General features: G+C 57.5%; 25 protein-coding genes and 3 pseudogenes. 13 read left to right on the forward strand and 15 right to left on the reverse strand.

Going from position 1 to position 24,096, the window contains the following annotated elements; genetic code table 11:
• Nucleotides 1-6: 6 nt before the first annotated feature.
• Both P3T17_RS27630 and P3T17_RS27635 read left to right on the forward strand, forming a co-directional pair.
• Nucleotides 7-762: an RNA polymerase sigma factor gene (locus P3T17_RS27630; protein ID WP_429409617.1), complete on the forward strand. Its 756-nt coding sequence runs from the start codon at nt 7-9 to the stop codon at nt 760-762.
• A 135-nt stretch (nt 763-897) separates the two neighbouring features.
• Nucleotides 898-1,443 carry a lipocalin family protein gene (locus P3T17_RS27635; RefSeq protein ID WP_429409618.1) on the forward strand — a complete coding sequence of 182 codons (546 nt, stop codon included), beginning with the start codon at nt 898-900 and terminating at the stop codon, nt 1,441-1,443.
• Between the two features lie 91 nt (nt 1,444-1,534).
• Here the strand turns inward: P3T17_RS27635 and P3T17_RS27640 are convergent, their stop codons facing one another.
• Nucleotides 1,535-1,717, reverse strand: a complete 183-nt coding sequence (locus P3T17_RS27640) for a CsbD family protein (protein WP_408397928.1) — start codon at nt 1,715-1,717, stop codon at nt 1,535-1,537.
• 169 nt (nt 1,718-1,886) lie between these two features.
• Nucleotides 1,887-3,443 (reverse strand): PAS domain S-box protein, encoded by a 1,557-nt coding sequence (locus P3T17_RS27645; RefSeq protein ID WP_429409674.1) that lies wholly within the window; start codon nt 3,441-3,443, stop codon nt 1,887-1,889.
• Nucleotides 3,444-3,683: 240 nt separating this feature from the next.
• Here P3T17_RS27645 and P3T17_RS27650 point away from each other — a divergent pair, with 240 nt between their 5' ends.
• Together P3T17_RS27650 and P3T17_RS27655 are read left to right on the forward strand one after the other, a co-directional pair.
• Nucleotides 3,684-4,772 carry an AI-2E family transporter gene (locus P3T17_RS27650; RefSeq protein WP_429409619.1) on the forward strand — a complete coding sequence of 363 codons (1,089 nt, stop codon included), beginning with the start codon at nt 3,684-3,686 and terminating at the stop codon, nt 4,770-4,772.
• 66 nt (nt 4,773-4,838) lie between these two features.
• Entirely contained in the window at nt 4,839-5,072 is a 234-nt protein-coding gene (locus P3T17_RS27655) for a hypothetical protein (RefSeq protein WP_429409620.1), read from the forward strand.
• Between the two features lie 321 nt (nt 5,073-5,393).
• Here P3T17_RS27655 and P3T17_RS27660 read toward each other — a convergent pair whose 3' ends face one another.
• On the reverse strand, nt 5,394-5,672 hold the full coding sequence (locus P3T17_RS27660; protein WP_429409621.1) for an AraC family transcriptional regulator N-terminal domain-containing protein: 279 nt from the start codon (nt 5,670-5,672) through the stop codon (nt 5,394-5,396).
• Nucleotides 5,673-5,839: 167 nt separating this feature from the next.
• Between P3T17_RS27660 and P3T17_RS27665 the strand changes: the two genes are divergently transcribed.
• The 4 genes from P3T17_RS27665 (at nt 5,840) to P3T17_RS27680 (ending at nt 10,909) form a co-directional block, all read left to right on the forward strand.
• Complete coding sequence (locus P3T17_RS27665; protein WP_429409622.1) at nt 5,840-7,315, forward strand: RAD55 family ATPase; 1,476 nt, start codon at nt 5,840-5,842, stop codon at nt 7,313-7,315.
• Between the two features lie 6 nt (nt 7,316-7,321).
• Entirely contained in the window at nt 7,322-7,672 is a 351-nt protein-coding gene (locus P3T17_RS27670) for a response regulator (RefSeq protein WP_429409623.1), read from the forward strand.
• 220 nt (nt 7,673-7,892) lie between these two features.
• Complete coding sequence (locus P3T17_RS27675) at nt 7,893-8,249, forward strand: response regulator (RefSeq protein WP_429409625.1); 357 nt, start codon at nt 7,893-7,895, stop codon at nt 8,247-8,249.
• A 1,082-nt stretch (nt 8,250-9,331) separates the two neighbouring features.
• Nucleotides 9,332-10,909, forward strand: coding sequence for a methyl-accepting chemotaxis protein (locus P3T17_RS27680; protein ID WP_429409626.1), 1,578 nt, complete (start codon nt 9,332-9,334; stop codon nt 10,907-10,909).
• Nucleotides 10,910-11,699: 790 nt separating this feature from the next.
• Here the strand turns inward: P3T17_RS27680 and P3T17_RS27685 are convergent.
• Nucleotides 11,700-12,917: a sensor histidine kinase gene (locus P3T17_RS27685; protein ID WP_429409627.1), complete on the reverse strand. Its 1,218-nt coding sequence runs from the start codon at nt 12,915-12,917 to the stop codon at nt 11,700-11,702.
• Between the two features lie 267 nt (nt 12,918-13,184).
• Here P3T17_RS27685 and P3T17_RS27690 point away from each other — a divergent pair, with 267 nt between their 5' ends.
• Nucleotides 13,185-13,568 (forward strand): response regulator, encoded by a 384-nt coding sequence (locus P3T17_RS27690; protein ID WP_429409628.1) that lies wholly within the window; start codon nt 13,185-13,187, stop codon nt 13,566-13,568.
• Between the two features lie 227 nt (nt 13,569-13,795).
• Here P3T17_RS27690 and P3T17_RS27695 read toward each other — a convergent pair whose 3' ends face one another.
• From P3T17_RS27695 to P3T17_RS27705, 3 genes are all read right to left on the reverse strand, one after another.
• The gene (locus P3T17_RS27695) at nt 13,796-14,119 is read right to left on the reverse strand and encodes a transposase (RefSeq protein WP_429409629.1); all 324 of its coding nucleotides are present in this window, start codon (nt 14,117-14,119) and stop codon (nt 13,796-13,798) included.
• Nucleotides 14,120-14,493: 374 nt separating this feature from the next.
• Complete coding sequence (locus P3T17_RS27700; protein WP_429409630.1) at nt 14,494-14,898, reverse strand: Hsp20/alpha crystallin family protein; 405 nt, start codon at nt 14,896-14,898, stop codon at nt 14,494-14,496.
• A 12-nt stretch (nt 14,899-14,910) separates the two neighbouring features.
• Nucleotides 14,911-15,351, reverse strand: a complete 441-nt coding sequence (locus P3T17_RS27705; protein ID WP_429409631.1) for an Hsp20/alpha crystallin family protein — start codon at nt 15,349-15,351, stop codon at nt 14,911-14,913.
• 243 nt (nt 15,352-15,594) lie between these two features.
• Here P3T17_RS27705 and P3T17_RS27710 point away from each other — a divergent pair.
• A pseudogene (locus P3T17_RS27710) lies at nt 15,595-15,980 on the forward strand (hypothetical protein).
• 176 nt (nt 15,981-16,156) lie between these two features.
• Here P3T17_RS27710 and P3T17_RS27715 read toward each other — a convergent pair.
• From P3T17_RS27715 to P3T17_RS27735, 5 genes are all read right to left on the reverse strand, one after another.
• On the reverse strand, nt 16,157-16,474 hold the full coding sequence (locus P3T17_RS27715) for an H-NS histone family protein (RefSeq protein ID WP_429409632.1): 318 nt from the start codon (nt 16,472-16,474) through the stop codon (nt 16,157-16,159).
• 98 nt (nt 16,475-16,572) lie between these two features.
• Nucleotides 16,573-16,809, reverse strand: coding sequence for a hypothetical protein (locus P3T17_RS27720; protein ID WP_429409633.1), 237 nt, complete (start codon nt 16,807-16,809; stop codon nt 16,573-16,575).
• A 41-nt stretch (nt 16,810-16,850) separates the two neighbouring features.
• On the reverse strand, nt 16,851-17,426 hold the full coding sequence (locus P3T17_RS27725; RefSeq protein WP_429409635.1) for a hypothetical protein: 576 nt from the start codon (nt 17,424-17,426) through the stop codon (nt 16,851-16,853).
• Between the two features lie 381 nt (nt 17,427-17,807).
• Nucleotides 17,808-18,038: a hypothetical protein gene (locus P3T17_RS27730; RefSeq protein WP_429409636.1), complete on the reverse strand. Its 231-nt coding sequence runs from the start codon at nt 18,036-18,038 to the stop codon at nt 17,808-17,810.
• A 197-nt stretch (nt 18,039-18,235) separates the two neighbouring features.
• Complete coding sequence (locus P3T17_RS27735; RefSeq protein WP_111934417.1) at nt 18,236-18,439, reverse strand: cold-shock protein; 204 nt, start codon at nt 18,437-18,439, stop codon at nt 18,236-18,238.
• Between the two features lie 301 nt (nt 18,440-18,740).
• Between P3T17_RS27735 and P3T17_RS27740 the strand changes: the two are divergent.
• Nucleotides 18,741-19,214, forward strand: a pseudogene (locus P3T17_RS27740) (tyrosine-type recombinase/integrase); the annotation flags it as partial.
• Between the two features lie 375 nt (nt 19,215-19,589).
• On the opposite strand, the gene P3T17_RS27745 reads toward P3T17_RS27740, so the two are convergent.
• From P3T17_RS27745 to P3T17_RS27755, 3 genes are all read right to left on the reverse strand, one after another.
• Entirely contained in the window at nt 19,590-19,823 is a 234-nt protein-coding gene (locus tag P3T17_RS27745) for a hypothetical protein (protein WP_429409637.1), read from the reverse strand.
• A gap of 163 nt (nt 19,824-19,986) precedes the next feature.
• Nucleotides 19,987-21,234: an ABC transporter substrate-binding protein gene (locus P3T17_RS27750; protein ID WP_429409638.1), complete on the reverse strand. Its 1,248-nt coding sequence runs from the start codon at nt 21,232-21,234 to the stop codon at nt 19,987-19,989.
• A gap of 87 nt (nt 21,235-21,321) precedes the next feature.
• Nucleotides 21,322-22,566 carry a DUF1479 domain-containing protein gene (locus tag P3T17_RS27755; protein ID WP_429409639.1) on the reverse strand — a complete coding sequence of 415 codons (1,245 nt, stop codon included), beginning with the start codon at nt 22,564-22,566 and terminating at the stop codon, nt 21,322-21,324.
• A 95-nt stretch (nt 22,567-22,661) separates the two neighbouring features.
• On the opposite strand from P3T17_RS27755, the gene P3T17_RS27760 reads away from it, so the two are divergent.
• Nucleotides 22,662-23,618, forward strand: a complete 957-nt coding sequence (locus tag P3T17_RS27760) for a helix-turn-helix domain-containing protein (protein WP_074266844.1) — start codon at nt 22,662-22,664, stop codon at nt 23,616-23,618.
• Between the two features lie 37 nt (nt 23,619-23,655).
• Nucleotides 23,656-23,880 (forward strand): annotated as a pseudogene (locus P3T17_RS27765) (nuclear transport factor 2 family protein); the annotation flags it as partial.
• Nucleotides 23,881-24,096: the final 216 nt, after the last annotated feature.

The following is a 24,096-nucleotide window of genomic DNA, read 5'->3' on the forward strand; positions in this document are numbered from 1 at the left end:
CGCAGCATGATGATGCTTACGGAGAGTTTCTTGATGCAGAATCGCAATTCAAACGTAGGAGATGCAGTGTATCCCCCCCGGAAGTGCGGGCAGACAGATGTCGCCAGCTTGCTGGCGCACGTGGCGCAACGGGATGTTGAAGCACTTGGGGAGCTCTATCGCCTCTGCGCGCCGGCGCTGCTCGGCGTTGCGATGCGTGTCACGAGAAAGCGGGAATGGGCGGAGGACGTTCTGCAAGACGGTTTCATCAAGATATGGCGGTTCGCCCGCTCATATGACCCGGATCGGTCGTCGGCGATGACCTGGATGGCGACGATCGTCAGAAACCAGGCACTTGATCACTTGCGCCGGCTGCCGTCGATGGATGAACTGCCGGGGGATTTCGAGGCGGATAGCGAGTTTGAGAACGACTGGCCTGACGCGGTGTTGCAGCGGACAACCGATATCGCGCACCTTTGCGCGACGCTTCAGCAGCTCAACCCGATGCAGCGTCAGGCAATTGCGCTCGCCTATTTTCGCGGGCAAAGCCATGCCGAAGTTGCCTGTACACTGAACGTTCCTGTCGGGACCGCGAAGTCGTGGATACGGCGAGCACTGAATCTTCTCAAAGTACAGCTCGAAGGCACGACCGCTCCCACGTCGACCGCTGACTATTCATCTGGGCCGAAAGCCGGTGACATTAACGCCGTGCGCACCGATGCGAAAATATGTGCGCAATCGCTGGATCCTCGAGGCGAATCGCGCGGCTACAGTGTGCACTAAAAACTTCCTTCGATTGACGCGGCGCGCGCGCCGGTATACATGAACATGACCCGACACAAACCCGAGCCAACCATTCCGATGCAACCAGAAATGCGACATCAAAACTCGCCGACGCGACCAAAGCAGCGGCGCCCAATGGGTCTCGCTGCAACGGTGCTCGCTGTCGCGGCGCTTGGACTGTTGGCCGCGTGCGCGTCGCTTACCGGCGGCAAGAGTGGCAATGCGCAGGTGCCGCAGCCCGCGAAGCCAGTTGATCTGGATCGCTACACTGGCCGGTGGTATGAATTTGCCCGCTATGAGAACCGCTTCGAGAAGGGCTGCGAGAGCGTCACCGCCGAGTACGCCAAACGCAGCGATGGGCTGATCGCCGTGACGAACCGTTGCCACGACGGCGGTGTAGGCGGACCTCTACGTGTTTCAGAAGGACGTGCGAAGATCGTGCCGGATTCGGCAAATGCCAAACTCAAGGTATCGTTCTTCGGACCGTTTTATATGGGGAATTACTGGGTGCTCGACCATGCGGACGACTATAGCTGGTCGATCGTCGGCGAGCCCACTGGCCGCTATCTTTGGATTCTCACGCGTGCCGAACACCCCGACCCGATACTACGTGCTGAACTGGTGAGGCGGGTTGCGGCGCTCGGTTACGATACGGCGATGCTGAGGCAAACGCACCATTAAATGACGCTTCGAGGATGTGTGTCCTGCCTGCAGGAAGATCAATCTGGCATTGGTGAGGGCGATCGCTCAGACCGCCCTCATGCCACTATTGTTACTTCTTGATTCGATCCTTGACCGCGTCGGTTGCCTTGCCGACGTTCGCCTGAACCTTGCCTTCCAATTTCTCGGCTGCGCCCTCGATCTGGGTGGCCTTGTCACCCGTCACCTTGCCGATGGCTTCCTTGACTGAACCCTTGATCTGCTTTGCGGTACCTTCGATACGATTGTCGTTCATACATCCTCCGAACTGAGTGGGTTGAGAGCGACGTACCAGGGGCACTGCGCCGTCTGGCCGTATCAACAGTATTGCTGGCTTCGGATAAGGTCGGCAGAGGCAAATGCACTGGATGAGCTGATGCATTTGCAAGGGATACATTGGCTCTTCGGCATCAAATCGTGATGCATCAACGGTTGCCTTGCCCGCTTCGCCCTGGTGCATCAGCTGGTTTCATGCCGAAGTGGCCACGCGACTGTGCCCAGATGATGGCCTCGCTGCGACTGTGAACGTCCAGTTTCGCATAGATCGTCGACACGTGATTGCGCACGGTTGCTGCCGCTAAACCGAGCTCGCGCGCGATCTCCTTATCAGCCAGACCGCGGCACAGGCATTCGAACACATCACGTTCGCGCGGCGTGAGGTCAGACAGCAATGCGCCTGCATCAGGTGAGTTGGCGTGCCGGACATTGGCGAGCTTCTCGATCAGGGTCCTGCTGAACCAGGACGCGTCCTGCATGACGGTTTCAATGGCCGAGACCAGCTCCATCTCCGAGCGTTTTCGGTCGGTGATGTCGAGTAGCGACATCAGGACGCATTCGCTGCCGTGAATGGTGAAAGTCTCGGCCGAGACAAGGCAATCGAGTACCTCATTGTCCTTCCCGTTAATCTGGAACTCAACGTTGCGAAGGCTTCCCGATTCCGTGAGCATGCCATGGACCCGATCCGCAGCGCCTACCGCCCACAGGCTCACGTCCTTGAGCGACTTGCCAAGGATTTCCTCGGTGGTAAAGCCGGTGGTATTGCTGAATGCGTCGTTGATGTCCAGTGTGAGTAAAGTGTCGGCTGCATACAGGACGGTCGGTACCGGCGTCATGCGGAACGATTTCTCGAAGCGCTCTTCACTCTGCCGCAACGCACTTTCAGCGCGTTTGCGCGGTTCGAGGTCCATGAAGGTGAAGAGCATGCATGCCTCTTCACCTATCTCGATGGGTTGCCCTGCGACCACTACAAACTTCGTGCCGCCCCCGGGCAAGCGCAGGTTCGCTTCGGTCTGTGGAATGGTCGCACCTTCGGCCAGACGCTCGATCGCGAAGTCACGCCGCTCGGCCCCTTCGAATACATCGACCTCATAAACCGAGCGTCCTATTACATCTTCACGTACGTAACCCGTCATCTCCAGGAAGCCTTGGTTGACCTTAATATACCGATGGTCGTCGAGGCGGCAGATGAGTGCGGGTGCAGGATTCGCATTGAATGTTTTTTCGAAGCGCTTTTCCGCGCTTGCCCACTCGCTCGCGTCATGCAGGATCAGCGCGAGACAGTCGGGCTCGTCGCGTGCATTGGTCAACACCAGGCTACGCACGCGATGTACCCAGACCCGCGTCTCGTCGTTGGCCGCGTAGACCTCTACGACCACGTCGTTAAAGCATTCGCCGGCGACAACGCGGTCGATAGGGTAGTTGCCCGGTTGCACCGGATGATTGTTGCGGTACCGCAGTCGATATCGCTCACGGTATTCGGAAACATCGGCACCGAGTTCGGCCAGCTCTGAGGCTCCGTGCATCTCCAGAGCGGCCTGGTTGGCCCAGACGATTGTCTGGTCTGGCTCGACGAGAATCACCCCTTCCGTCAGGCCGGCAATGATCTGATGTAACTGGCGCCGGTCCGTCTGTGCGCGCAATACGTTTTCATCCTCGACGCTTATAGCGCCTGAACTATCGGGATCGGTCGCCTGGATTGCCATGGTTGTCCTGGTTTTGACCCACTTTATGTGGGTGGATCTGTACTGCTGGCAGTTTGCCGTCGTTAAGAACGCCTTCGGGAGATGCAGTTGCATCAGGCGGGGTGATGCAACTGCATCATGCGCTCCGCATTCTTGCCCCGTACACTTTGCGGCCTGGTCGTCCGCCAGACGGGCTGTGGATAGGCCCGGACCGGACAGATCGCAAATCTAACACGCACAGACGACGGAGCGACGCCTCTCATGAATACCCGACCTGCCGACAACCCTGAAGCGTATTCCACGGCCCTGACAGGCCGGCGTTGGGCTTCCGCTGCGCTTTATGCTGCGCTACTACTGGTTGCGCTTTGGACCGCTCGCGAGTTTGTGCCTGCCATAGCGTGGGCAGCCGTCATCGCTATCTCGGTGTGGCCAATGCTGCAGTGGCTTGAGCAAAGACGCCCGTTTCGCGACCGGCCTGTGTTGCTCGCGCTCGTGCTGACTTCATTGATCAGCATTGTGTTCATTGTGCCTTTGTTGATGCTCGCGGCCCAGGGCATCGCGGAAGCGGATTCGGCGAGACAATGGGTTGTTGGGATCATGCGCACCGGGATTCCGGTTCCGGATCTGATTGGACATTTGCCGTTCGGCGCGGTGCAGATTGCGAGCTGGTGGCAGCACAATCTGGCTGTTCCGCTATCCTCGTCACCGCTTGCTTCGCTGATCGCCGCGCATGGTATGCATGGTGCGCAGGCCATTTCGGTCACAGGTGCACTTGGCGCGCGGGCCGCGCATGCGGTAATCACCCTGGGTTTCCTGCTGATGGCATTGTTCGCGATGCTCACGGCTGGTCCGAAGCTGGGAGCTCAATTAACCGCCGCGTCACGCCGGGCCTTCGGAGGCGAAGGTGCATCCTTGCTTCAACGTATGGCGCGCTCGGCACGCAGTACGGTGGTCGGACTGGTAGTGGTGGGTATCGGCGAAGGCGTGTTGTTGGGGATTGCCTATTTCTTCGCGGGCGTACCGCACGCAACGCTCCTCGGAATGATCACCGCGTTCGCCGCGATGTTGCCTCTCTGCGCCCCAATTGTGTTTCTCGGTGCTGCAGCCTGGTTGTTCGTCAACGGCTCGACCGCGGCCGCTATCTGCGTCGCAGTGACCGGCGTCGTTGTGGTCTTCGCGGCCGAGCACTTTGTACGTCCCGCGCTGATCAGCGGTTCGACCCGCCTGCATTTTCTGCTCGTTCTCATCGGAATCCTTGGCGGAGCGGAGACCTTCGGGCTTTTAGGCCTGTTTATCGGCCCCGCGCTCATGACGATCCTGATGGTGCTTTGGGAAACCTGGGTGCGCTAACGCCGGTTTAACCGCTATGTGTAACGGAGCACTCTCATTTGAATGACAACCTTTTGGGTAAAAAGCATGAATCTCAAGAAATTGTTGATCGCATTCCTGTTCTCGATCGCTGCAGTTGGTGCGAATGCTGCTGGCTGCATGAAGGGCGCAGCGGTGGGGGCGGTGGCAGGCCATTATGTTGGGAAGGGGCACTCGGTGTTGGGAGCAACTGGCGGGTGTATCGCTGGCCGGCATATGGCCAACAGGAAGGCGAAGGAGGCTGCTGCATCGAGCGCCGTGCCGGCTGCCCCTAAGACCTGATATTGTCGGGCATGGTATCTGCCGACACGTCGCGGTTCCGGACAGCATGAGTGCGGTCCGATAGCCGACGACCTTGTTTGCCGCGCTGATGGTTTCGCTGAGATCCCCCGCGACCTGCCAGCAGGTCGTAGAAAACTCGCCGAAGACGGGGGTGGGAGTGTCTGCGCTCATACCGGTTCTCCAGATTGGCCGGTTTCGTTTGGCAGCTATCGGATGCCCGCAAAAAGGCACGGTAGTCACCCTGGCCGTCCCGTCGAATCGGCGGCCGCCAGACGCTAGATTTTTTCCGACGCATCGCTAACGCGCGATCACGCCTTGGCGTCACTTTTCGCACATCGATTCTGCCCGCCGGGGGCATCGAATCTGGACGTGACCGGAACGTCGAACGATACGAGCAGATAATCTGCCGACGCCGTAGTGCTGAACTTCGTTCCCCAACCGCATGCTCTTGTTTCCCTGCATGACCATTCCAAACATCGGTCCCTGAGCAAGGTGGACGACCGGCGAAGGAGAAGTCCGTCGCGAGAGCAAAAGTCCGCCAATAACCGTCGGAATGTCGCCATCCACCGCCGAGACAAGGATTTGCGATTGCCCCTGCACAGGGTCCGAGGATCGCAAGCGAATTCAAAGAGGTAAAATTCTGGCGCGCGCTTTTTGCATGCGCTTTCCTGTCGGCGCGGCGAGTCAGGTACACGGTTTGCTTTCTATTGGGGATTTGCTGATTTCGCGGCGGCCCCTTGTTTGAACCTTCGCAGACGATTCAAAAAATGACAACTCACACATCTCCAGCGTCGCGCCATTCGAACGTCGAAACGGGTGTACCGGGCCTTGATACCATTCTCGGCGGAGGTCTGGTCGGCGGCGCTTTGTACCTGATAGAAGGCATGGCTGGCGCGGGCAAGACGATTCTGTCGAGTCAGATCGGCTTCCATCGTGTCCTCCAGGGCGAGAAGGTGCTGTATATGACCTTGATCGCTGAATCGCACGACAAACTCCTCGGGCACTTGAGCGCACTCAGCTTCTTTGACGAGAAAGCGGTCGCGGAGAAAATGTTTTTCGTCTCGGGCTATCACGCGCTTATGCAGGGCGGACTTGATGGCTTCCTCAAGCAGGTTGCCTTGAGCCTCCACCAGTACCGCCCGGGTCTGCTCATCGTCGATGGCTTTCGCAGCGCACGCGAGTTCAGTGAAACGGACCTCTCGCTGTCCAAGTTCATCCATGAGTTGAACGCGCTGGTTGCTGCCATGAACTGTACAACGTTGCTGCTGGCTCCTTTGTCGGGTAATGAGCCGCATCCCGAACATACGCTCGTCGACGGCCTGATTGAGCTCAACCGTTACAGCGATGGCATGCGCCGCACGCGCGAAATTGAAGTCCACAAGATGCGTGCTCGCGATCACATGCTGGGCAAGCATTTCTTTCGTATAACGGACAGCGGCCATGTCATGTTTCCACGGCTGGAAGCACGATGTGCGGAGCAGCCTGGACCGGCCGACCTCAAGGCGCGCCTCGGATCGGGTATTCCTCGTCTTGATGAGTTGCTCGGCGGAGGGTTTATAAAGGGCTCCACGACCACGCTGATGGGCGCATCGGGAATCGGCAAGACGCTGCTTGGGCTGCAGTTTCTATCGGCCGGTGCGCAACGCGGCGAAAAGTCCGTCTATCTTGGCTTTTACGAGTCGCCGCAACGGCTCATCGGCAAGGCTGAATCCGTTTCAATTCCGTTGCAGGCGGCGTGCGACGACGGGCGGCTGACCGTCCAGTGGCAACCGGCCATTGAACTGGCAATAGACGAACTGGCAGCCACCGCTCTCGCTACGGTAAAGCAGACCGGCGCGACGCGACTTGTGCTTGACGGTATCGACGGGTTTCGTGATTCAGCAATGCGCACCGGCCGGTTTGGTCTGTTCCTCAACGCATTGACTCATCAGTTACGCGCCGCAGGGGTGACAACGCTTCTCACAGAAGAAGTGCCGTTCAATTCCGATCCCTCCGTCATGCGCGGAATGCGTCTCTCGGCCATGACTGAAAATCTCATTTTGCTGCGCTATGCGGAAACCGACACGGGTCTGCATCGAATGATCTCCGTGGTCAAACAGCGCGAAAGCGCGCACGACTCTTCGCTTCGGGAGCTCGTCATTACCGAGAAGGGGCTCGACGTTGTCGACGCTTTTCCAGGTGCAGCAGGTGTGCTCGGTGGCCGTAGGGCCGCGACAGGAATCATTGGCCGTTTCGACAGTTGACGCGCCATGAAAACGATCATGGTCGTGGATGATGAGTTCGACCTTCTGACTATCTGGAGCTTACTGCTTGAACAGGTCGGATATGCCGTCGTGACAGCGCCGGACGGAGCAGTCGCACTTGAGCTGATCCGCAAGGCCAGGCCAGACCTCATTCTCAGTGACTGCATGATGCCAGTCATGTCCGGTCCAGAGTTATGCGCTGCCCTCTTCGACGACCCGGACCTTCGGTCAATCCCCATCATCCTTTGCAGCGCAGCCCTTGATATACCGAGACAGCCCAATCCGGTGATCGCCTATTGCCGCAAGCCTCTCTCGCTCGACATGCTGCTTCCGATCATCGAGAAAATGTTGCCTTGAGCCGAGACCCCTGCGAGAGCGTTGATCGTTCATTGATCGCTCGCGCTACCCAATCACGTTCAGCGAGTGCCAGCAGAACGACGTAGTGTCTGCTTGCCTCTCGCCCAAAGATACACGTGGTGAAGACAAACAATTGCGATGGCAGCGTGTACCCCTTGGGATCGTTTCTTGCAGGAGAGGGCGGTAGCGAAAAACAAAACTGACCAATCGGTGGCCTCAGATGTATTCGATTTTGCTTGTGGATGACGAGCCCCAACTTCTCGCCGCGTGGTCCCTGATCTTGGTCAACGAAGGATACAGGGTGACTTGCGCGAGCAACGGTATCGAGGCGCTCGAATGTCTGAAACACAACGTGCCCGACCTCATTATTACCGACTGGATAATGCCGTTGATGGACGGACTTGCCTTAAGCCGCGAGATTCGGGCTCAACCCGACTTCGCGCATATCCCGATTCTCGGCCAGTCAGCCACGCCGCCACCAGACATTCTCCAGCCCGCATGGAATCTTTGCTTGAAGAAGCCTGTACCTGTGTCACTTTTTCTTACGACCGTTAGTAATCTGTGCGCGGTCACATAACGGACCCCGACGCTGCAAGCGGAGCGCTGTAAAAAACGCCCGCCTCAAGGACGGGCAATTCCACATCAGCAGGCGATATGGAGAGGAGACGACTTTACGATAGTCGCGACATTCGCGGATTGCAACTCTCCAAAAAAGCGCGTCTGGTCGAACCTGCGCATGGTTCGCTGCATCAAAGTGATCTTCCACTAGCACATATATCCGACAGATTTTTCGCTGGCCGGTCTATATCTCACGTTTCGACACATCGGAACAACTCCCGTCGACCACAGGGCATCGATAACGGACATTGTCCGACTATGAGGAAGGTCTCTCTCTGGCCGGTCGTTGCCCGACGCGATCGAGGGTGGGCGGCCAGCCGAGACCGTAGAAAACGGACCGCAGATGAGAGCGCCTGCGACAGGTCGCCGCTCAGGCAACGCAGCATTACGCATTCGCCGGTGGGGGGGCGAACCAGTCGCTCAATTGGCCGGCGTGGACAGCAAGCCTCCGAATCCAGTCGGTAATGAGGATCGCGGTCAAAACGCGGCAGAGCGCGCTTTTGACCGCTAGCTAGGTGCGCTTGCGGCATCCATCAAGGAATTGGCGTTGCGATTCGTTCGCTTCTATTGCTCCATGTTGCCGAGCACGCACGATCGAGTCATCAAAGCATGTTTGTACGCGCCGTGGACACATTGCTCAGGGTAGCTAACGGTTGTTGAAAAGATTTTTTCCGCCCGACGTTAGGGTTGCACGCGGTAAGGCAAGGTAAGTGTGAGCGTATATAAGAAACGGCCAACGTCGAAGTGCGATCAGTATTTCCCGACATCAACCACAATCGGCAAATGCCCCCGATGAGAATTTCCGCTAGCCCATCTTCTGGTGAACAAGACACCATACGTTTCATCAGACCAATTGAGCGTCCATGGTCATAGAAAAAATCAAATCGGGCGCAAACCTTTGCGGGAAGCTCGTGATCTGCGCTCCGGGACTGAGGTGCCGTTAATAGCTGTCATGGAACGAGAATTTGCTAGCCGCGTCCCCAGATTTATCGGGACGTCTTACCTGTATGTATGCCGTCCGGCATCGGAATCGGAGCTCACATGAAATTCCAAAATCTTACGGTCAAGATCAAGCTTTCGATTGCGTTCGCATTGCTCACGCTTGTTGTGCTGATCGTATCGGGAATATCGCTAAAGGCGTTGAACGACGCAAACGATCGATTCCGGAGCTTCGTTGATGGTATCAACGCACGTGCGGAAATGGCTCAGTCCATCCGGGCTGCCGTTGACGATCGTGCCATGGCAGTACGGAACCTAGTTCTTGTCACCTCACCCGCGGATGTTGAAATAGAGAAGGCCGCAGTTCTCGACGCGGAACAAAGGGTCGAGAGTGATCTCGATAAATTCAATGTGATGGTGGCCGACGCCAAGGACATGAGCGATGAGGCGCGACATCGCGCCGCTGAGATAGCGCGCATTGAAGGTTTGTACCGCCCTGTCGCTCTTGATATTAATCGTCTGGCACTCAGCAACCAACGCGAGGCCGCAGCAAACGAAATCATCACGAAATGCAGACCACTACTTGCGGCCTTGATCAAAGCCTCGAATGACTATGCCGATGTGACTCATCAACGTGCAACAAAGATGGTGCAAGATGCTGAGGAGAATTTCGCCATACAGCGCAACTTTCTCATTGTCATTTGTCTATCCGCGGTTGTGATGGCAATAGTGGCGGGCGTCGTCATCACACGCGGGCTGCTGCGCGCCTTGGGCGCTGAACCCACCGATCTCGCTCGTGTAACAAAGCGTGTGGCCGCGGGCGATCTCAGCCCGGTGGTCGGCGCAGAAAATGCGCCGTCCGGAAGCGTACTCGCCTCCATGGGGGAAATGCAGCGTAGTCTCGTGAATCTGATGAGTCGCGTCCGCACTGCTGCAGACAGCATAGCTACCGGGTCCAGCCAGATCGCAGCGGGAAACACGGACCTCTCATCACGCACCGAACAGCAAGCGGCGTCGCTCCAGGAAACCGCGTCTAGCATGGAAGAGCTCACGTCGACCGTGAAACAAAACGCGCAGAACGCCCAACAGGCGAGCGCGCTGTCCGCTAACGCGTCAGATGTCGCAGCGAGGGGCAATATCGTGGTCGGCCGGGTCGTCGATACCATGGGAGATATCAGCGCAAACTCGACAAAAATCGCGGATATCACTGGGATTATCGAAGGAATCGCGTTCCAGACGAATATTCTCGCGCTCAACGCCGCAGTGGAAGCGGCCCGTGCGGGAGAACAGGGGCGGGGTTTCGCCGTGGTCGCGAGCGAAGTACGCAGCCTCGCGCAGCGTTCGTCGAGTGCTGCGAAAGAGATCAAGGATCTGATCAACACTTCCGTGCAGAAAGTCAGCGAGGGGGCGACGCTTGCAAATGAGGCCGGCGCAACAATGTCGGACGTAACGCAGGCTGTCGGCCGCGTGACCAACATCATGAGTGAAATTGCAGCGGCATCGACAGAGCAAGGTAGAGGGATTGAACAGGTTAACCTGGCCATTACCCAGATGGACGAAGTGACCCAGCAAAACGCCGCATTGGTCGAGGAGGCGGCTGCTGCTTCGAGCTCCCTCGAAGTTCAGGGTCGACAATTGAACGAATGCATCGCGGCCTTTCAATTCGATGCGATAGCATGAGTGGGAACTAGGTCATTCCCGTTTCACGATAAATCCACAAGGTGGATGCCCGTTGTGGTGACAAGGTACGAAGCGGCGATCGACAGCACGCGTCACGTTGCAGTTGCTCGGCCTGCCGGTGGTTCACTGGTCGATTCCTAGCCGGGACCTGCATTTCCTAGCGCGCATCGGGCGACATGCTTTTATAGTGGGTTCAATCAGCCGCCGCAGACTCAATGTCATAGTCGCGTGCGGCGTTTTCACCGCCAGTTTGCAATGCAAAATCGAGCAACCTTAAATAAGTTTCACGTCTCCTCCATGCTTCCCTGCATGGATTCGGCCCGGCCTGGTTCGCGGGCTATTCTTTTTATAACGCACGCGGGCGTTTGAGATGCAGAACTTTTTCGGTCGGATCAGCTTAGCAGGACGGTATGCTTTGTTTCGAACGAGACCGTGATGCGTTTGTCAGCGGTTCGCTTAAAGGATGTCGGCTTACAGATTCATCATCAATGTCCGGGCGGACGCCAATGCGTTTATCCCGCGGTACTGCGGTCCTGTTCAATCATAGATGCGACGAGATCATGGAACTCTGCGATGAATGCGCCAAGCTTCAAGGATGTTCCGCCGGCCAGTCCCGCGCCAGTGGCATGACGTTGGTCGGTGTAGACGAATGCGAAGGCGTAGTGGCTCGAGCACTATCGTTGCGGCCGATACGATGCAGTTATGCACCGGCAGTTCATGGTCAGCGCACCTGAGAGGATCTGGACGGCCATTTGTCGGGCTGCGTGATTTTCTGGTATCGGCTCATTGGTCACTCAGGTTCCGCCAGTGTGAGCGGGAACTGGATTTCAAACGTGGTCCCAACCCCTTCGCGTGACGCGAAGTCAATCTGCCCGTCCAATATCCGGCAAAGCTCCTTGACGATGGCGAGGCCGAGGCCCGTTCCAGGAATATCGTCGCCCGCGGCGCGTTCAAATTCGTCGAACACGCGGTCGGCATCAACGGGCGCGATGCCCACCCCGGTATCGGATACGCGAATTGACCAACAGTCCGTGCCAACCGCCAAAAAAGCGAGTTCAATCTCTCCCGCTATCGTGTATTTGGTTGCGTTTGACAGCAGATTGACCGCAATCTGTTTCAGCTTGAGACGACTGGACGTAACGCGGGAGAGCGCGGGGTCGAACGACTGTCGCAACCTCAGTCCTTTGCTCTCGATTGCCGGGCGCGAGGAGTTGACGAGTTCGTCGTATAGCTCCCGTAGTTCGACCTCTTCAAGCGTCAGAGGCGTGCTGTCACCAAGCACAACCGAATATTCAACCATCTGATCGACGAGCGCTTTCATGTCGGCGGCTTGCCGGCTTGCCAGCGTCAAGGCAGCGTCGGCCTTGGCCGGTGCCCGTCCGATCAGTTGCAGCGCAACCGAAAATGCATTCAGAAAATTCCGCAGATCGTGGACAACGCTGCGGGTGATCTGCATCCGGGACTCGTAAAGATCGCTGATAAGTCGCTGCTTTAGCGTCAGTTCATGGTTGGCGCGCTCAAGCCTGCCCGTGTACTCGTCAATCTTGCGGTCCCGCTCCCTGACAACCTCGCGGATCGACGTGTGGGTGACCATGCTCAGTGTCTCGGCGATCATGCGCCGCGCCCGGCTCTCGTGGCGGCGCGTGAAGGTGGTATCTCGGCCCGCAAATTCCTCAAGGGCATCTGCGAGGGCCTGATGAAAAAGATCCAGCTCCCGTACAAGTTCCTCGATACGGTAGCCCTGACGCCAGCGGACCATGCCGTGTTTTCTGGCATCGCGTTCGATCGCGGGTTCGACTCGTTCGATGTCCTCGACATCGAACCCTGCGCAGAGCCCTTCCAGAATTTCCGGGAGGTGATCGGCGAGTTGCTCGTAAGTGAGCCTGTCCGCTTCAACGAGGTCGATGTCGCCAAAAACCGCTTTCATCCATCGCTCGGTCAGGCGTACCTGCTCCACACGAAGGAAATCGGCAAATTTGCGCAGCGGCCTGACGTGCACGTCGGTCATGATCAGCGTATGTGAATGAAGTTGCTACATGAAATTTCTACAACGTGAATACGCTCGGACCGTACCACGACGAAAGCGCACCCGCGACCCTCTTGGAACAACGCGCTCTCGGCCCCGGACGCAATCGACGCTCGCCACTGACCTGGCAGTCCTCGATTTCGATTTGTGGGAACAAACCGCGTAGGTGACAAAACAGAAAATATCACCCGGCGACTGTGGCTCATGGAACGCTTCGTGCGGACGACACGATAGGCGACCAGAAATTAAATGAAATCGGCGGCTATTATGCACACTATTCTGCTGGTTGACGACGAGCCTGAAATTCTGACTGTATGGCGGGTGATTCTTGAAATGGAAGGTTATGGGGTCGTATGTGCTGGCGACGGCGTTGAAGCGCTGGCCAAGGTCGAATCCGGCCATGTTGACCTGATTGTTACCGACTGGATGATGCCCCGCATGGACGGAGGCGAGTTGTGCAGGCGGCTGAAAGCGATGCCGGAATTCGCGAACGTACCAATCATCGTTCACACTTCCTCCCGGCCGCCAGAAGGCAACGGAGCGAACTGGCAGGACTGTCTGAGAAAGCCTGTCGACGCAATAGTATTCCTGACTGCTATTGCCGCTCTCGTGAAGGACGCCGGGAATAAATGATCCTGTTGGGTCGGTACGCCTGATCGCTTCAGCACAACCGGGAGTCGGCCGTGTGCGCCGTCCGGCTCATTGTCGCCGGAATCGGCCGCTCGCCGGATGCACCCCAAAGCGGTTGTGCGTATCCGGAAAAAAAAGAGCCCGCAGGCGCGGGCCACCGGAGCGCGCGGGGTCGCTGCTCCGTAAAATCTGCGGTTGACGTTCGTTGGTCTCAGGTGGGAACGCCTGGCTCAAGCGCCCGTAGCTGCATCATTTGTCGTCTCTTTCCCAGGTTGCAGAACAATACCGGTGGATCGTCTTTCGAGTTCCGCAAAGGCCTTCTCCAGTGTTCCATCCCGCTTCCACTGGAGATACCTGATGTAACAGGTTTGGGCTGGCGGCATTGATAGAGGAAGACGGTGCCAACGCTCTCCCTGTGTCAAGACCCACAGGATGGCGTTGAATAAATCGCGGGGATCGCGGCGTGGGCGACCAAATCGACGCCTGTCGTCCTTTGCCCCAAAAAAGCATGAGACTCGATACCACTCATCGTCACTTAGCGGCTCGAAAGGCACGTAAGACTCCTAAGCTGGTGCGGATCGCATTACTCCCGAATACGAGCAATTTAACAATAAGTCTAATTGTTAAATCAAGCCCGGCGCTGTCAACAAAGACTTCACAAGAAGTGAAGCGCGGGCCGCCCGAACCGTTTGAAGTCCCTGTGCCGCTCGGGAGCGGCTACTACTTCCTCCACCCACGCGCTGGCTAACTCAACGTCGGGCCCCGGACGCTGAAGACATGGTTCGTCGAGACCCTCGTTATGCCTGCAGCAGAGACAGGCGGCTTTCACCCTGCGCTAACTCGCGTGCGTGCAGGCGCGGCAATCCCCGCGCAGCCATCCGCCGGATAGCTGCGCTTTCGCTCCTACCGTCCGTAGCCTTTCAGGCCATCAACCCGCCCGCACATCAATGCGGCGCGGGCGTGCTTCTTCGCGACGCGGGATGCTGAGTTTCAGCACGCCACCCTGCAGATTGGCGTCGACCTTTGACGTATCGAAGTCCTCGCTCAAACTGAAGGCTCGCGCGAAATGCGGCGTGCGAATCTCTGCATGGTGCAGCCGCAGTTCGCCAGGCGTGGGCACCGCCGCCTCCGCTTCGATGTACAGTCTCCCGTCATGAACCTTGACGGCGAGCTTGTCGCGCGGCACGCCCGGCAGGTCGGCCCACAGGGTGATGCCGTGACTGTCCTCGATGATGTCGACGGCTGGTGTAAGCGTGACGCGGCGGGTGCTGTCCAGGTTACTACGGGCCACATCGATGTTATCGCGTTGTGCGATTTGAGTCTTATCGTTCATGGCTTCCCCCTTTTACTGAATAGTGATGGCGCGTGGCTTCGAGGCCTCGCGCTTGCCGATCCGGACATTCAGGCAGCCGTTTGAATAGCCAGCTTCAACCTTGTCCGGATCAGCGTTCTGCGGCAGCTCGATCACGCGCCGGAACTCGCCGAAAAAACGCTCCCTGGCGTAAGCGCGGGTTTCGCTGCCCGTCGCGAACTCGGGTGCTTTGCGCTCACCGGCAATAGTCAACGTGCCCTTGTCGACGGTCACTTCGAGCGTAGCCGGATCGATGCCCGGTGCAAACGCAACGACGTTGATCGAGTCGTCGGTACTGCCAATGTTAAGAGGCTGGAATGCATCTGTGCGGCTTGAGCGGATACTGGATGGAAGGTTGCCGAACAGCGCCGACATCTGCCGTTGCAGACGATCGAGTTCCCCAAACAGGTCGTTGCCAGAGTAGAAGTCAGTCATGATTCAATCTCCCGCGATGCAAAATGATCAAATGCGTCGGCCCGCTGTTGCGCTGTTGCCCTCTGGACGCGCTATGGTGGCGGCACGCAGTGGCCTTTGCGAGCCAAAATAGGAGCTCGCGTAAGACTTTCAACATCAGCAGATCGAATATCGCCTTCGCATCAATATATTCCGCCGAATATATTGAAACACCGGGCAGGAGCCCTTACCTGCAGTGCGCGCGTTGTTCTGGAGGGAGTCAATATGGAGTTCGATACTGGCTGGGTGACGCTTGGCAAACATCGTGTCCGACTGCATGCGACTCGCGGATTTCCAGCCGAGCGGCTGCGCGTCATGGCCGATGTCGCTCGGTTGGCAGTTGAAGCAAGATGAGCGCGCGGGCACGCCTCGTGGAAGTGGTGTTTCGCGATCAGGACGGCGCGTATGACATCTCCGTCGACACGACCATCGCCGAAGACCGCGCATGCGCAGGGCCCATCGAGGCCGCCTTGGCCACGATCCTCGGCCTTACTCCCGAGGAGGTAGCGTTGACAGTGAAGACCGTTTCTCAGGATGAGGTAGACCTGAGCTTCTGCACTTACGAGCGTTTGCTGGCGCAGAAGATCGGTGTCGCCGTCCCGATCCAGTAGCTCGGCAGTACCCCCAAAAAGCTTGCGGAACTCAAGGCAAGCTGCCGCCCGGGATGCGTAGGCACGAATGACAGAAGAAGGTCGGAAGCAGAGCTCCAATATCTTGGCTGGTCTACGCCGGCCGGCTCACCGTCTCCAGTTAAACAAGGGATTTTCCTTTGGAAGAGAATCATGATCTAACCGGAACTCGACCGCGCGAGTGGACTGCCTGCAAAGGGGTCTTTCGTCCAGTCTGCGCCTGCCTGCAGGGGCGGCTTAGAAACCGAACCTGACGACAACTCGAAGTGCCCTATGGACTGTCCAGCACTAATCGCCTGCTTCAGCCATTGAGGCATCGCCCCTTCGCCGCTCCAGCTGTCGCCATTTGCGCTAAGGTAGCGGCCAGCTTCGGGCGCGGCCGCAAGTGCCGAGGCCAGATCATCTGGGCTGATACCGAAGTCATCCATGCGGTGACGGAGATAGGCAATCATGCTGTCCCGCTTGCGTTCGTCCATGAAACCTGTTCCTTTTAAATCGGTGTCCGATGTTTTTTTGAACCGCATGCAACAACGCGCGACGAGCGAGCCCGCCCTTCGCGTTTTGCGGTGTCAAATTATTCGTCTGGGCCCAGGATGACGTCGATAGACGCCTGGCCAGCGATCTCCGCGACGAAGTATGCCCAACGTTGGGAAAACGGGCCGCCGCGGACCTTAATACGCTGGCCTGGTGCAGCCACTGCCGGGGCTTGAGCCGGTCCATCGATACGGAACCACGCGTCAAACATGTCTTTGGACGTGGGCACCAGGTCAACATCAATCTTAAACCCGCGATAGTTCAAGGTTCTCTGCATACAGCTCCTTCACATTCCACAATGCGGTTCAGTCCGCCACTTCACAGCCGCTGCACCGCGCCCACGTAGCTATTTGTCGCGTCTTTCAGTTGCCGTGCCGCGGCCTGCACATGCGTTGGCAACTCGCTCAGTGCAAGCTGGGTGACAACACCATCCAGCCTCCGGCGAAGCTCTATCACGAGATCCATGACACTGGCGTCGCCAACACGCCGGCGATTGCTCTGCCTGGAACCTACCAACGAGCAGTCGACAAGACGGTCAACCTTGCGAAAGTAGGCTTGGGCTGCCAGACGGTGCCTTGCATGGAGCGATGCGATGTTCGACTTTGAGAGGCAATCTCTAACGACATCGACATGCATGCCGAAGTGAATCTGCAAAGCGTCCGAGGCATCCGCCCGGTGAAAACATGCCACCTGGTCGAACAGCGTCTCGCCATCTCCGTCGATCAGATCGATCCAGACTTCACCGTCTTCGAGCGCCTGTCCCGAGGGATGAATCACCCGCTCGTCCTCATTGGCGGCGGCGAGCATCCGGTGGCCGTCGACATCATCAACCCGCATTTCGAAAATCTCGACCAGTTCTCCGCTTACCGCGACCTGCATGACCAATAACGCCATCTCTGCTCCTTGTGTTGCGATTGACGGGAATAGCGTTGTGTCGATCAGGCGACCGGATCCCGTGATCCGGTTGAGTGACGTTCTGGAGAGCGCGAGCTTGAGCAGCTTTGAGGCGCTTCATTGCGACGTTGTGTGAGCAGTGTGATTGGTGCAGATGTGACAGACATGACGGGCTTTCTCGCATCATGCCGTGGGCATCGTTCGCGCCCATCTCCGCTGGCCTACTGGCGAGGCGCCAGGCGGTGTCGCCGCAATGAAATCAGTTCATGCAGGCAGAGGTGCCCTTGCTGTGTATCGTTCTGATCCGACGCGTTCTGCACCGACGGCTCGTCGATCTTCGCCGCCGTCCATCTTGCCGCTACTATGCACGTGTATTGCCCATTATCCGCGGCTGTCCACCCAGTCACGCGCCCAGGTCGTAGCGTGTCCCAGGGCCTGCGTTTCATTATCGAAATAGTCGAGTGCGTGGAACTTGTAGGAAACCGGATCAGCCTCAAGGGCATCCCCCCTGACGAGCAGAAGGTTGGCGGCAAACCAGCCGTCCGGCAACCGATGTGCAGAAGGGGAGACTGAATAACCGTTGTGGTGGTGAAGATGTTTATTATTTTGCATAAGCGATAACCGAGTGACGCCCGTACGACTTCTATATCGTAAAGGCGAAATAAATTGAAAATGAAGCGAGACGGATCGTGTCGAAAGACAAATGTCGCGCACGACGAACGCGGCGATCAGATCGGGAGCGCACGGCTCCGCGAGGATACTAGTCAGGCAGACATGCAAAGGGCCGGTAGACCGGCCCTTGAAATACGTTACTGCGGCGAAATATTTGCGGCCTGCATACCCTTCGGGCCGCGCTTCGTCTCGTAGGTCACCTTCTGGTTTTCTGCGAGCGTTTTGAAACCGTCGCCGCGAACTTCCGAGAAGTGAGCGAAGAGATCGTCGCCGCCCGCGTCAGGAGTAATGAAGCCAAAGCCTTTGCTATCGTTGAACCACTTAACAGTACCGGTATCCATGAGAATTCCTTGAAATAAAAATAACAGCTCCGTTGCGGAGCGACAAAAACTTCAAGGAAGAGGAGAGGATAGCGAGTACCGCGCAGAAGAGGCGGAAAATGGTGATCAGCAATCGAGCTTCTTGAATATTTCGAGACCCAAGATACAGTGCCAAACTAGGACTGTCAACGCATATCGTGAAGCGGGCTCGCTATCGAGCATCGCGCCGTGAGTTGATCGTTACCGGAATGTCCATTTCGGTCCGAGGTATGCGCCCGCAGTCGCCCGCTCATTAAGAAAAAGCGACTACCAGGAGCGACTTTTGGGTTGGGACAGCAAACTGCGCGCATGCGATCTGACAAAGCTGCGGGTTTGCGACGTTTGCCACGGGTGCGCTGTCGCCAGCCGAACGACGATCATGCAGCAGAAAACTCAACGGCCGGTTCAGTTCGAGATCACAGAGCAGACCCGCGACAGTATCGGGACATGGATTAAGGCGGCAATGCTGACGCCGCCCGACTTCTTGTTTCCGAGCCGGCTCCACGAATCGCCGCATATCTCTACGCGTCAGTATTCGCGCCTAGTGCATCGATGGATCGCATCGATTGGACTGGACGACACCGCATACGGCACACACACGATGCGCCGTACGAAGGTGTCGCTGATTTATCGTCGCACGAAGAACCTCCGCGCAGTTCAATTGCTCCTAGGCCATACCAAGCTTGAGAGCACAGTACGATACCTTGGCATCGAGGCCGACGATGCTCTTGAGATGGCGGAGCAGACTGAAGTCTAAGCCGAGGTCCCTCCGGACGGCGATCGAACGTTGGTCGCTGTCCGGCCATGAAGCGCCACTCGTGGAATCACAGCGAATGGCCGAAGCCACGCCCGTAGCAGTCGATTGGCTCACTGCTGTGGCTGGCGTTCCGGTAGACGGCGCGCGTGCATAACTTATGCACCGTTGCAAGAAAGAGTAACTCAGCCATTGGCTTTTTCAGGCAACGGTTTCATTCGTGCAGGAGAACGTCGTCGGGCGGCGCGGCCTAGTAACCTAGAATCGGGATATCCGAGAGGTCAGGATGAGATCTAATGTGTGGCGGCACAGTGTTAGTCCGTCCATCAGTGGCATCATCCAGTCGGTAACAACCAGGTCAACGCGACCCGCTTCCAGTTAGGCAAGCGCTTCAATGCCGTTGCTCGCACATACGACCCTGTAACCTGAATTTTCAAGAATGCGGCGCCACGCGGCGAGGACTTCCGGCTCGTCATCAACCAGCAGAATTGTGTGCTCACGACCGCCGATCTCATTCACAGCTTTATCGTCGACGCCCATATACGCACGACGGGTTCCACGATTCGCGGTGCCGGCGATAATGTACTGAGGTTGTCGGCTACTGCGGTTCAAGCTCGGCGTCCAACGGGAAATTGTATTCCTTGCTCTTTTTCTCCGGCAGTTCCCATCAGGCTGGATTCCCCGATCATCGACATGCCTTTCTCTCAGACTCCGTTCGTCGCGTCGTCAGTGCAAAGACGCTCGATTTCGCGAGCGTCGAACCGCAAAGTCCCGCCTATTTGACCTTTGCTGCCGCAGCGAGCTTGCGTACTGCTTCTTGCGGATCCTCATTCGAGTTCATGAAGTTCGTCACGGCGTCGGTAATCGCGCCCTCGGTGGCCGACGACTGAACATCACCGAAAGCCAACGACGGAAAGAAACTGTTGGCTTTGATCGTGGATTGCTCGTCTGCGTATGATTTCTTGGCACAGGCGTCGAACTTGCCCATGGGAACATCTTGCCGGACAGGAATCGAACCCTTGTAAAGGCTAAACTGCTCCTGGAAATCGACGGACATGATCGTCTTGGCAAGCGCGAGCTGCCCAGGAGTCGCGTCTTTTTTGCCGTTCTGCTGGAAAAACACGAACGAGTCTACCGTGTAGGTGAAGGCGTTCGATGTGCCTGGCGCAGCCGCGCAGATATAGTCAACGTCCGCCTGCTTGTTCGCATTCGCGAATTCGCCCTTCGCCCAGTCGCCCATGAACTGCATCCCACCCGATCCATTGATGACCATGGCGGTTGCGAGATTCCAGTCGCGACCGGTGGAGCCTTTGTCGAAGTAACCCTGGATCTTTCGGACAATCTGAAACACCTGCACCATCTGCGGCGAAGTCAGTGCTTTCTGATCGAGATCAATCATGGTCCTGCGATAAAAATCTGAACCCTGAGAAAGCACAACGGTCTCCCAGATGGTCATATCCTGCCAGGGCTGGCCGCCGCGCGCCACAGGCGTGATGCCCGCAGCACGGAACTTGTCGGCGAGCGCGAAGAACTCTGGCCATGTCGCAGGTGGCTTACCTCCAACTTTATCGAGGTCGGCTTTGTTGATCCACAGCCAGTTGATCCGGTGTACTGAGAATGGCGCGGCCACATAGTGGCCGTCTGACCTCATGGTCTTGTCAATTTGCGCTGGCAGTTGGGTTTTCCAGTCGGTAGTCGATTTATCTATATCGACCAATACACCTTGATTTGCCCAGTCCTGTATCAACGGCCCCTTGATCTGCGCTGCCGACGGTGCATTCCCTGACATGACCTGGGTCTTCAACGCGGTCATGGCAGCTGCACCCGCCCCGCCGGCTACGGCGAAGTCTTTCCACTCGTAGCCCTGTTTATTCATGTCGTCCTTAAGCACTCTGATGGCTTTCGATTCGCCGCCCGAGGTCCACCAGTGCAACACCGAAAGAGACTCGGCAGAACTTGCGACTTGTGCACTTGTGGCGAGCGCCGCTGCGACAACTGCGGCTGAAATGACGGTTCTTTTCATTGCTGTCTCCTTTAGTTTTCCGTATGAATCACCGGGCAGGGCGCACACCGTGATGGGCATGCGTCAGATCGTTTCGATGGGTAGCGCTTACAGGCCGAAGCCGAGTTGGGCTTTACCGAGGGGCGTCAGATCTTCGGCCGTAGCTCGTCCGACGAAGTCGACCTCGAAATGGTCAGTCGGAAAGTCAGGAGGGCTTTTGCCTTCAAGGAAGCTGGGCAATTGGCGCTTGAGGTATTCGTCGTTCTTGGCACACGCGGGCGCTGACGCGATATACATTACGTTGCTGTAGCCCGTGCCACGGTGCGCGTCTTCTACTGCGTGGATGACGTCGCTGTGCCAGAACACGGTGTCGCCCGCCTGCATGTGCGGAATCGATGACAACGCGTCGAAGAGCGGCGCATGGAATTCCGGCTTGATCGACAGCGCGCGGCCAGGCATTGCGCCGCATAGGTCGTCGTCAGCAACATCGTCCTGAAGGGCGCGCAACAGGATATAGGCCATCGAGTTCGCAATGGGCACGAGTTGCAGCGTGCCATCTCCGGGACCCTGAGGTGTCAGGGCTGTCCAGCCCTGAAACGTGCGAAACATCGAACATACGGCTGGCGAAGCAATTTCCTCGACGTCCGGCCGGAAGGCGGCGTCGAATGGATCGTATTGACGCCAGTTGCCGCTGAAAACATGCCGGTACACGTTCCGGAAATTCGCTTCGATCCAACGCTCGACCGAGCCACCATCGCAATGCGCGGACAGGCCCAACGACTCTGACCCGGGCGGCCGCCGGCGCAACCGGTCCGCGTAAGCGGGTACGTGCTCCGGATCGAAGTGGACCTGACCTTCGCTCTCACTGCGCCACAAACGGTTCAGAAACACGCGAGCCGTAGTCAGCGACGTAGACTGACGCGCGAGGACCTGCGGCTTTGACCAGTACACGCCGTAAATCTGTGGCTTGCTCGATGCCAGCTGGCCGAAGTATTTGTCCTCGGCACGGGTCTTCAGTCGCGTATCGAGGTCGTTCCGTTCGACGTAGTCCGCGATGTCGCGGTCCCAGGCTTCCGCCTGAGAGCGGTCAAACACATTGCGGATGACGCATGCACCCCGTGCTTTGACGAGTTCGATCTGCTCCGCGCTCACTCGCTGCCCAGCTATGTCGGAGAATTGAATTTCGGGGATCACGTTTTCGCCGCGACTCCGTTGCTCGGCAATTCTGCTGGCTTCGGTACGGATTGCTTCGTCCACTTCGGCGAAAACATCCCGATAGTTCGGAAGTCTTTCGCGAAGCTCCTGCTTGGCCTGCCGGATGGCTGCCGGCAGGTCGTCGACATTGAGTGCCATGGTTGTCTCCTTGTGGGTTCTGCTATGTCTGGAGCATAGGCCGGACACGCCCCAAAAAGTGATACCATCCAGACAATTTCTTTGCGACTTCTGCCATGAAACCAGCATACGAACGCGTCGAATTCGGCGATGACTGCTCGGTCAGGGTTTACCACCGGCGTTTGCCGCGTATCCCGTTTGAATGGCACCACCATCCCGAATACGAACTGACCCTGACGTTGAACAGTCACGGCAAGCGCTATATCGGGGACTCGATCGCAGACTACGGGGACGAAGATCTGGTTCTTGTGCCGCCAAATCTTCCTCATACCTGGGCGTCGAACCGATCGATTAATTCATCGTCTCCCCAGGTCGCAATCGTGATCTGGTTCGGCGGCGACTGGGCGCGGCGGCTTGCAGATGTCTGTCCGGAATACGTGCCTTTGCGCAACCTGTTACGCAGGGCGGCCTGCGGACTGGCATTCAGTCCGCAGGTGGGCACCGCGATGCACACCCAGGTCGGCGATCTGCTTTCCAGCGCCCCGCGAGAACGCCTTGCCGCAGTGCTAAATGTTTTGTGTACGCTAGCGGAAGCGCCCGGTGAACCACTCGCTTCGCCTACCGCGTTTAGCGACCGGACGGAGGGTCCTTCGGGCCACGAACCGGAACGTATAAATCGCGTGCTCTCGATGATCGATTTGCGCTTCGCCGAACCGCTGCGTCTATCCGAACTTTGCGAGGCTGCAAATGTGTCGGAACGTTCTCTCGCCCGCTACTTTGAGCAGCACATTGGAGAGAGCGTTGGGAGATATATCGCGCGGGTCAGGATTGGCCATGCTTGCCGGATGCTTGCGCACACCTCGACCCCCGTGTCGGTCGTTGCGGCCCGCTCTGGATTTCCGAACGTCGCGAACTTCAACCGGCAGTTCAAGGCGTTGAAGGCACTGACACCCGCTGCTTACCGCAAACAGTTTGCGGCCGGTGATATCGTCGAAACGGACGCCAGTCCACGCATCACCGAACGCTCACCTTCTTTGCAACGGAACCCGCGACTACCGAGATCAATTGCGTGACGCAGGCGATGCAAAGCTAGCGTCGTAGCAGGTCAACTCGGGAGAGAGCACGATTACGCTTATCGACATCTGCGACGGCACAATCGGCGTTCTGAGTGCGACGAGCTATTTTATCTACGACCGGGTGCTGAAAGACGGTTCCTCCGTGCGCTTCGAGTGTGTCGATGTATTCGAGTTCGACGGCAACGGATTGATCGAGCGCATGATCATTGTCTACGACACTCATCCTATCCGCAGCACGGTTGGCGATAAGTACGCATAGTCTCGTACAAGCCAGAATAAGCGGGAAGTCTCAACGCATAGTCGCATAGTCGTTTACACGGCCATCTGAAGAGCGGACCGGCAAAACTATGCGATTTCCCGCAGCCAAATGCCGCCGTTGTGCATCTTTAGCCTCCACCTAATCCCCGCTTTCGCACAATCAAATTCCAGCCCGTTTTTGGTGACGGCAATCTTCGATCTACCTTGCGGCACTGAA

This window comes from Paraburkholderia sp. GAS82 (assembly GCF_050436285.1).
Taxonomy (GTDB): domain Bacteria; phylum Pseudomonadota; class Gammaproteobacteria; order Burkholderiales; family Burkholderiaceae; genus Paraburkholderia; species Paraburkholderia phenazinium_B.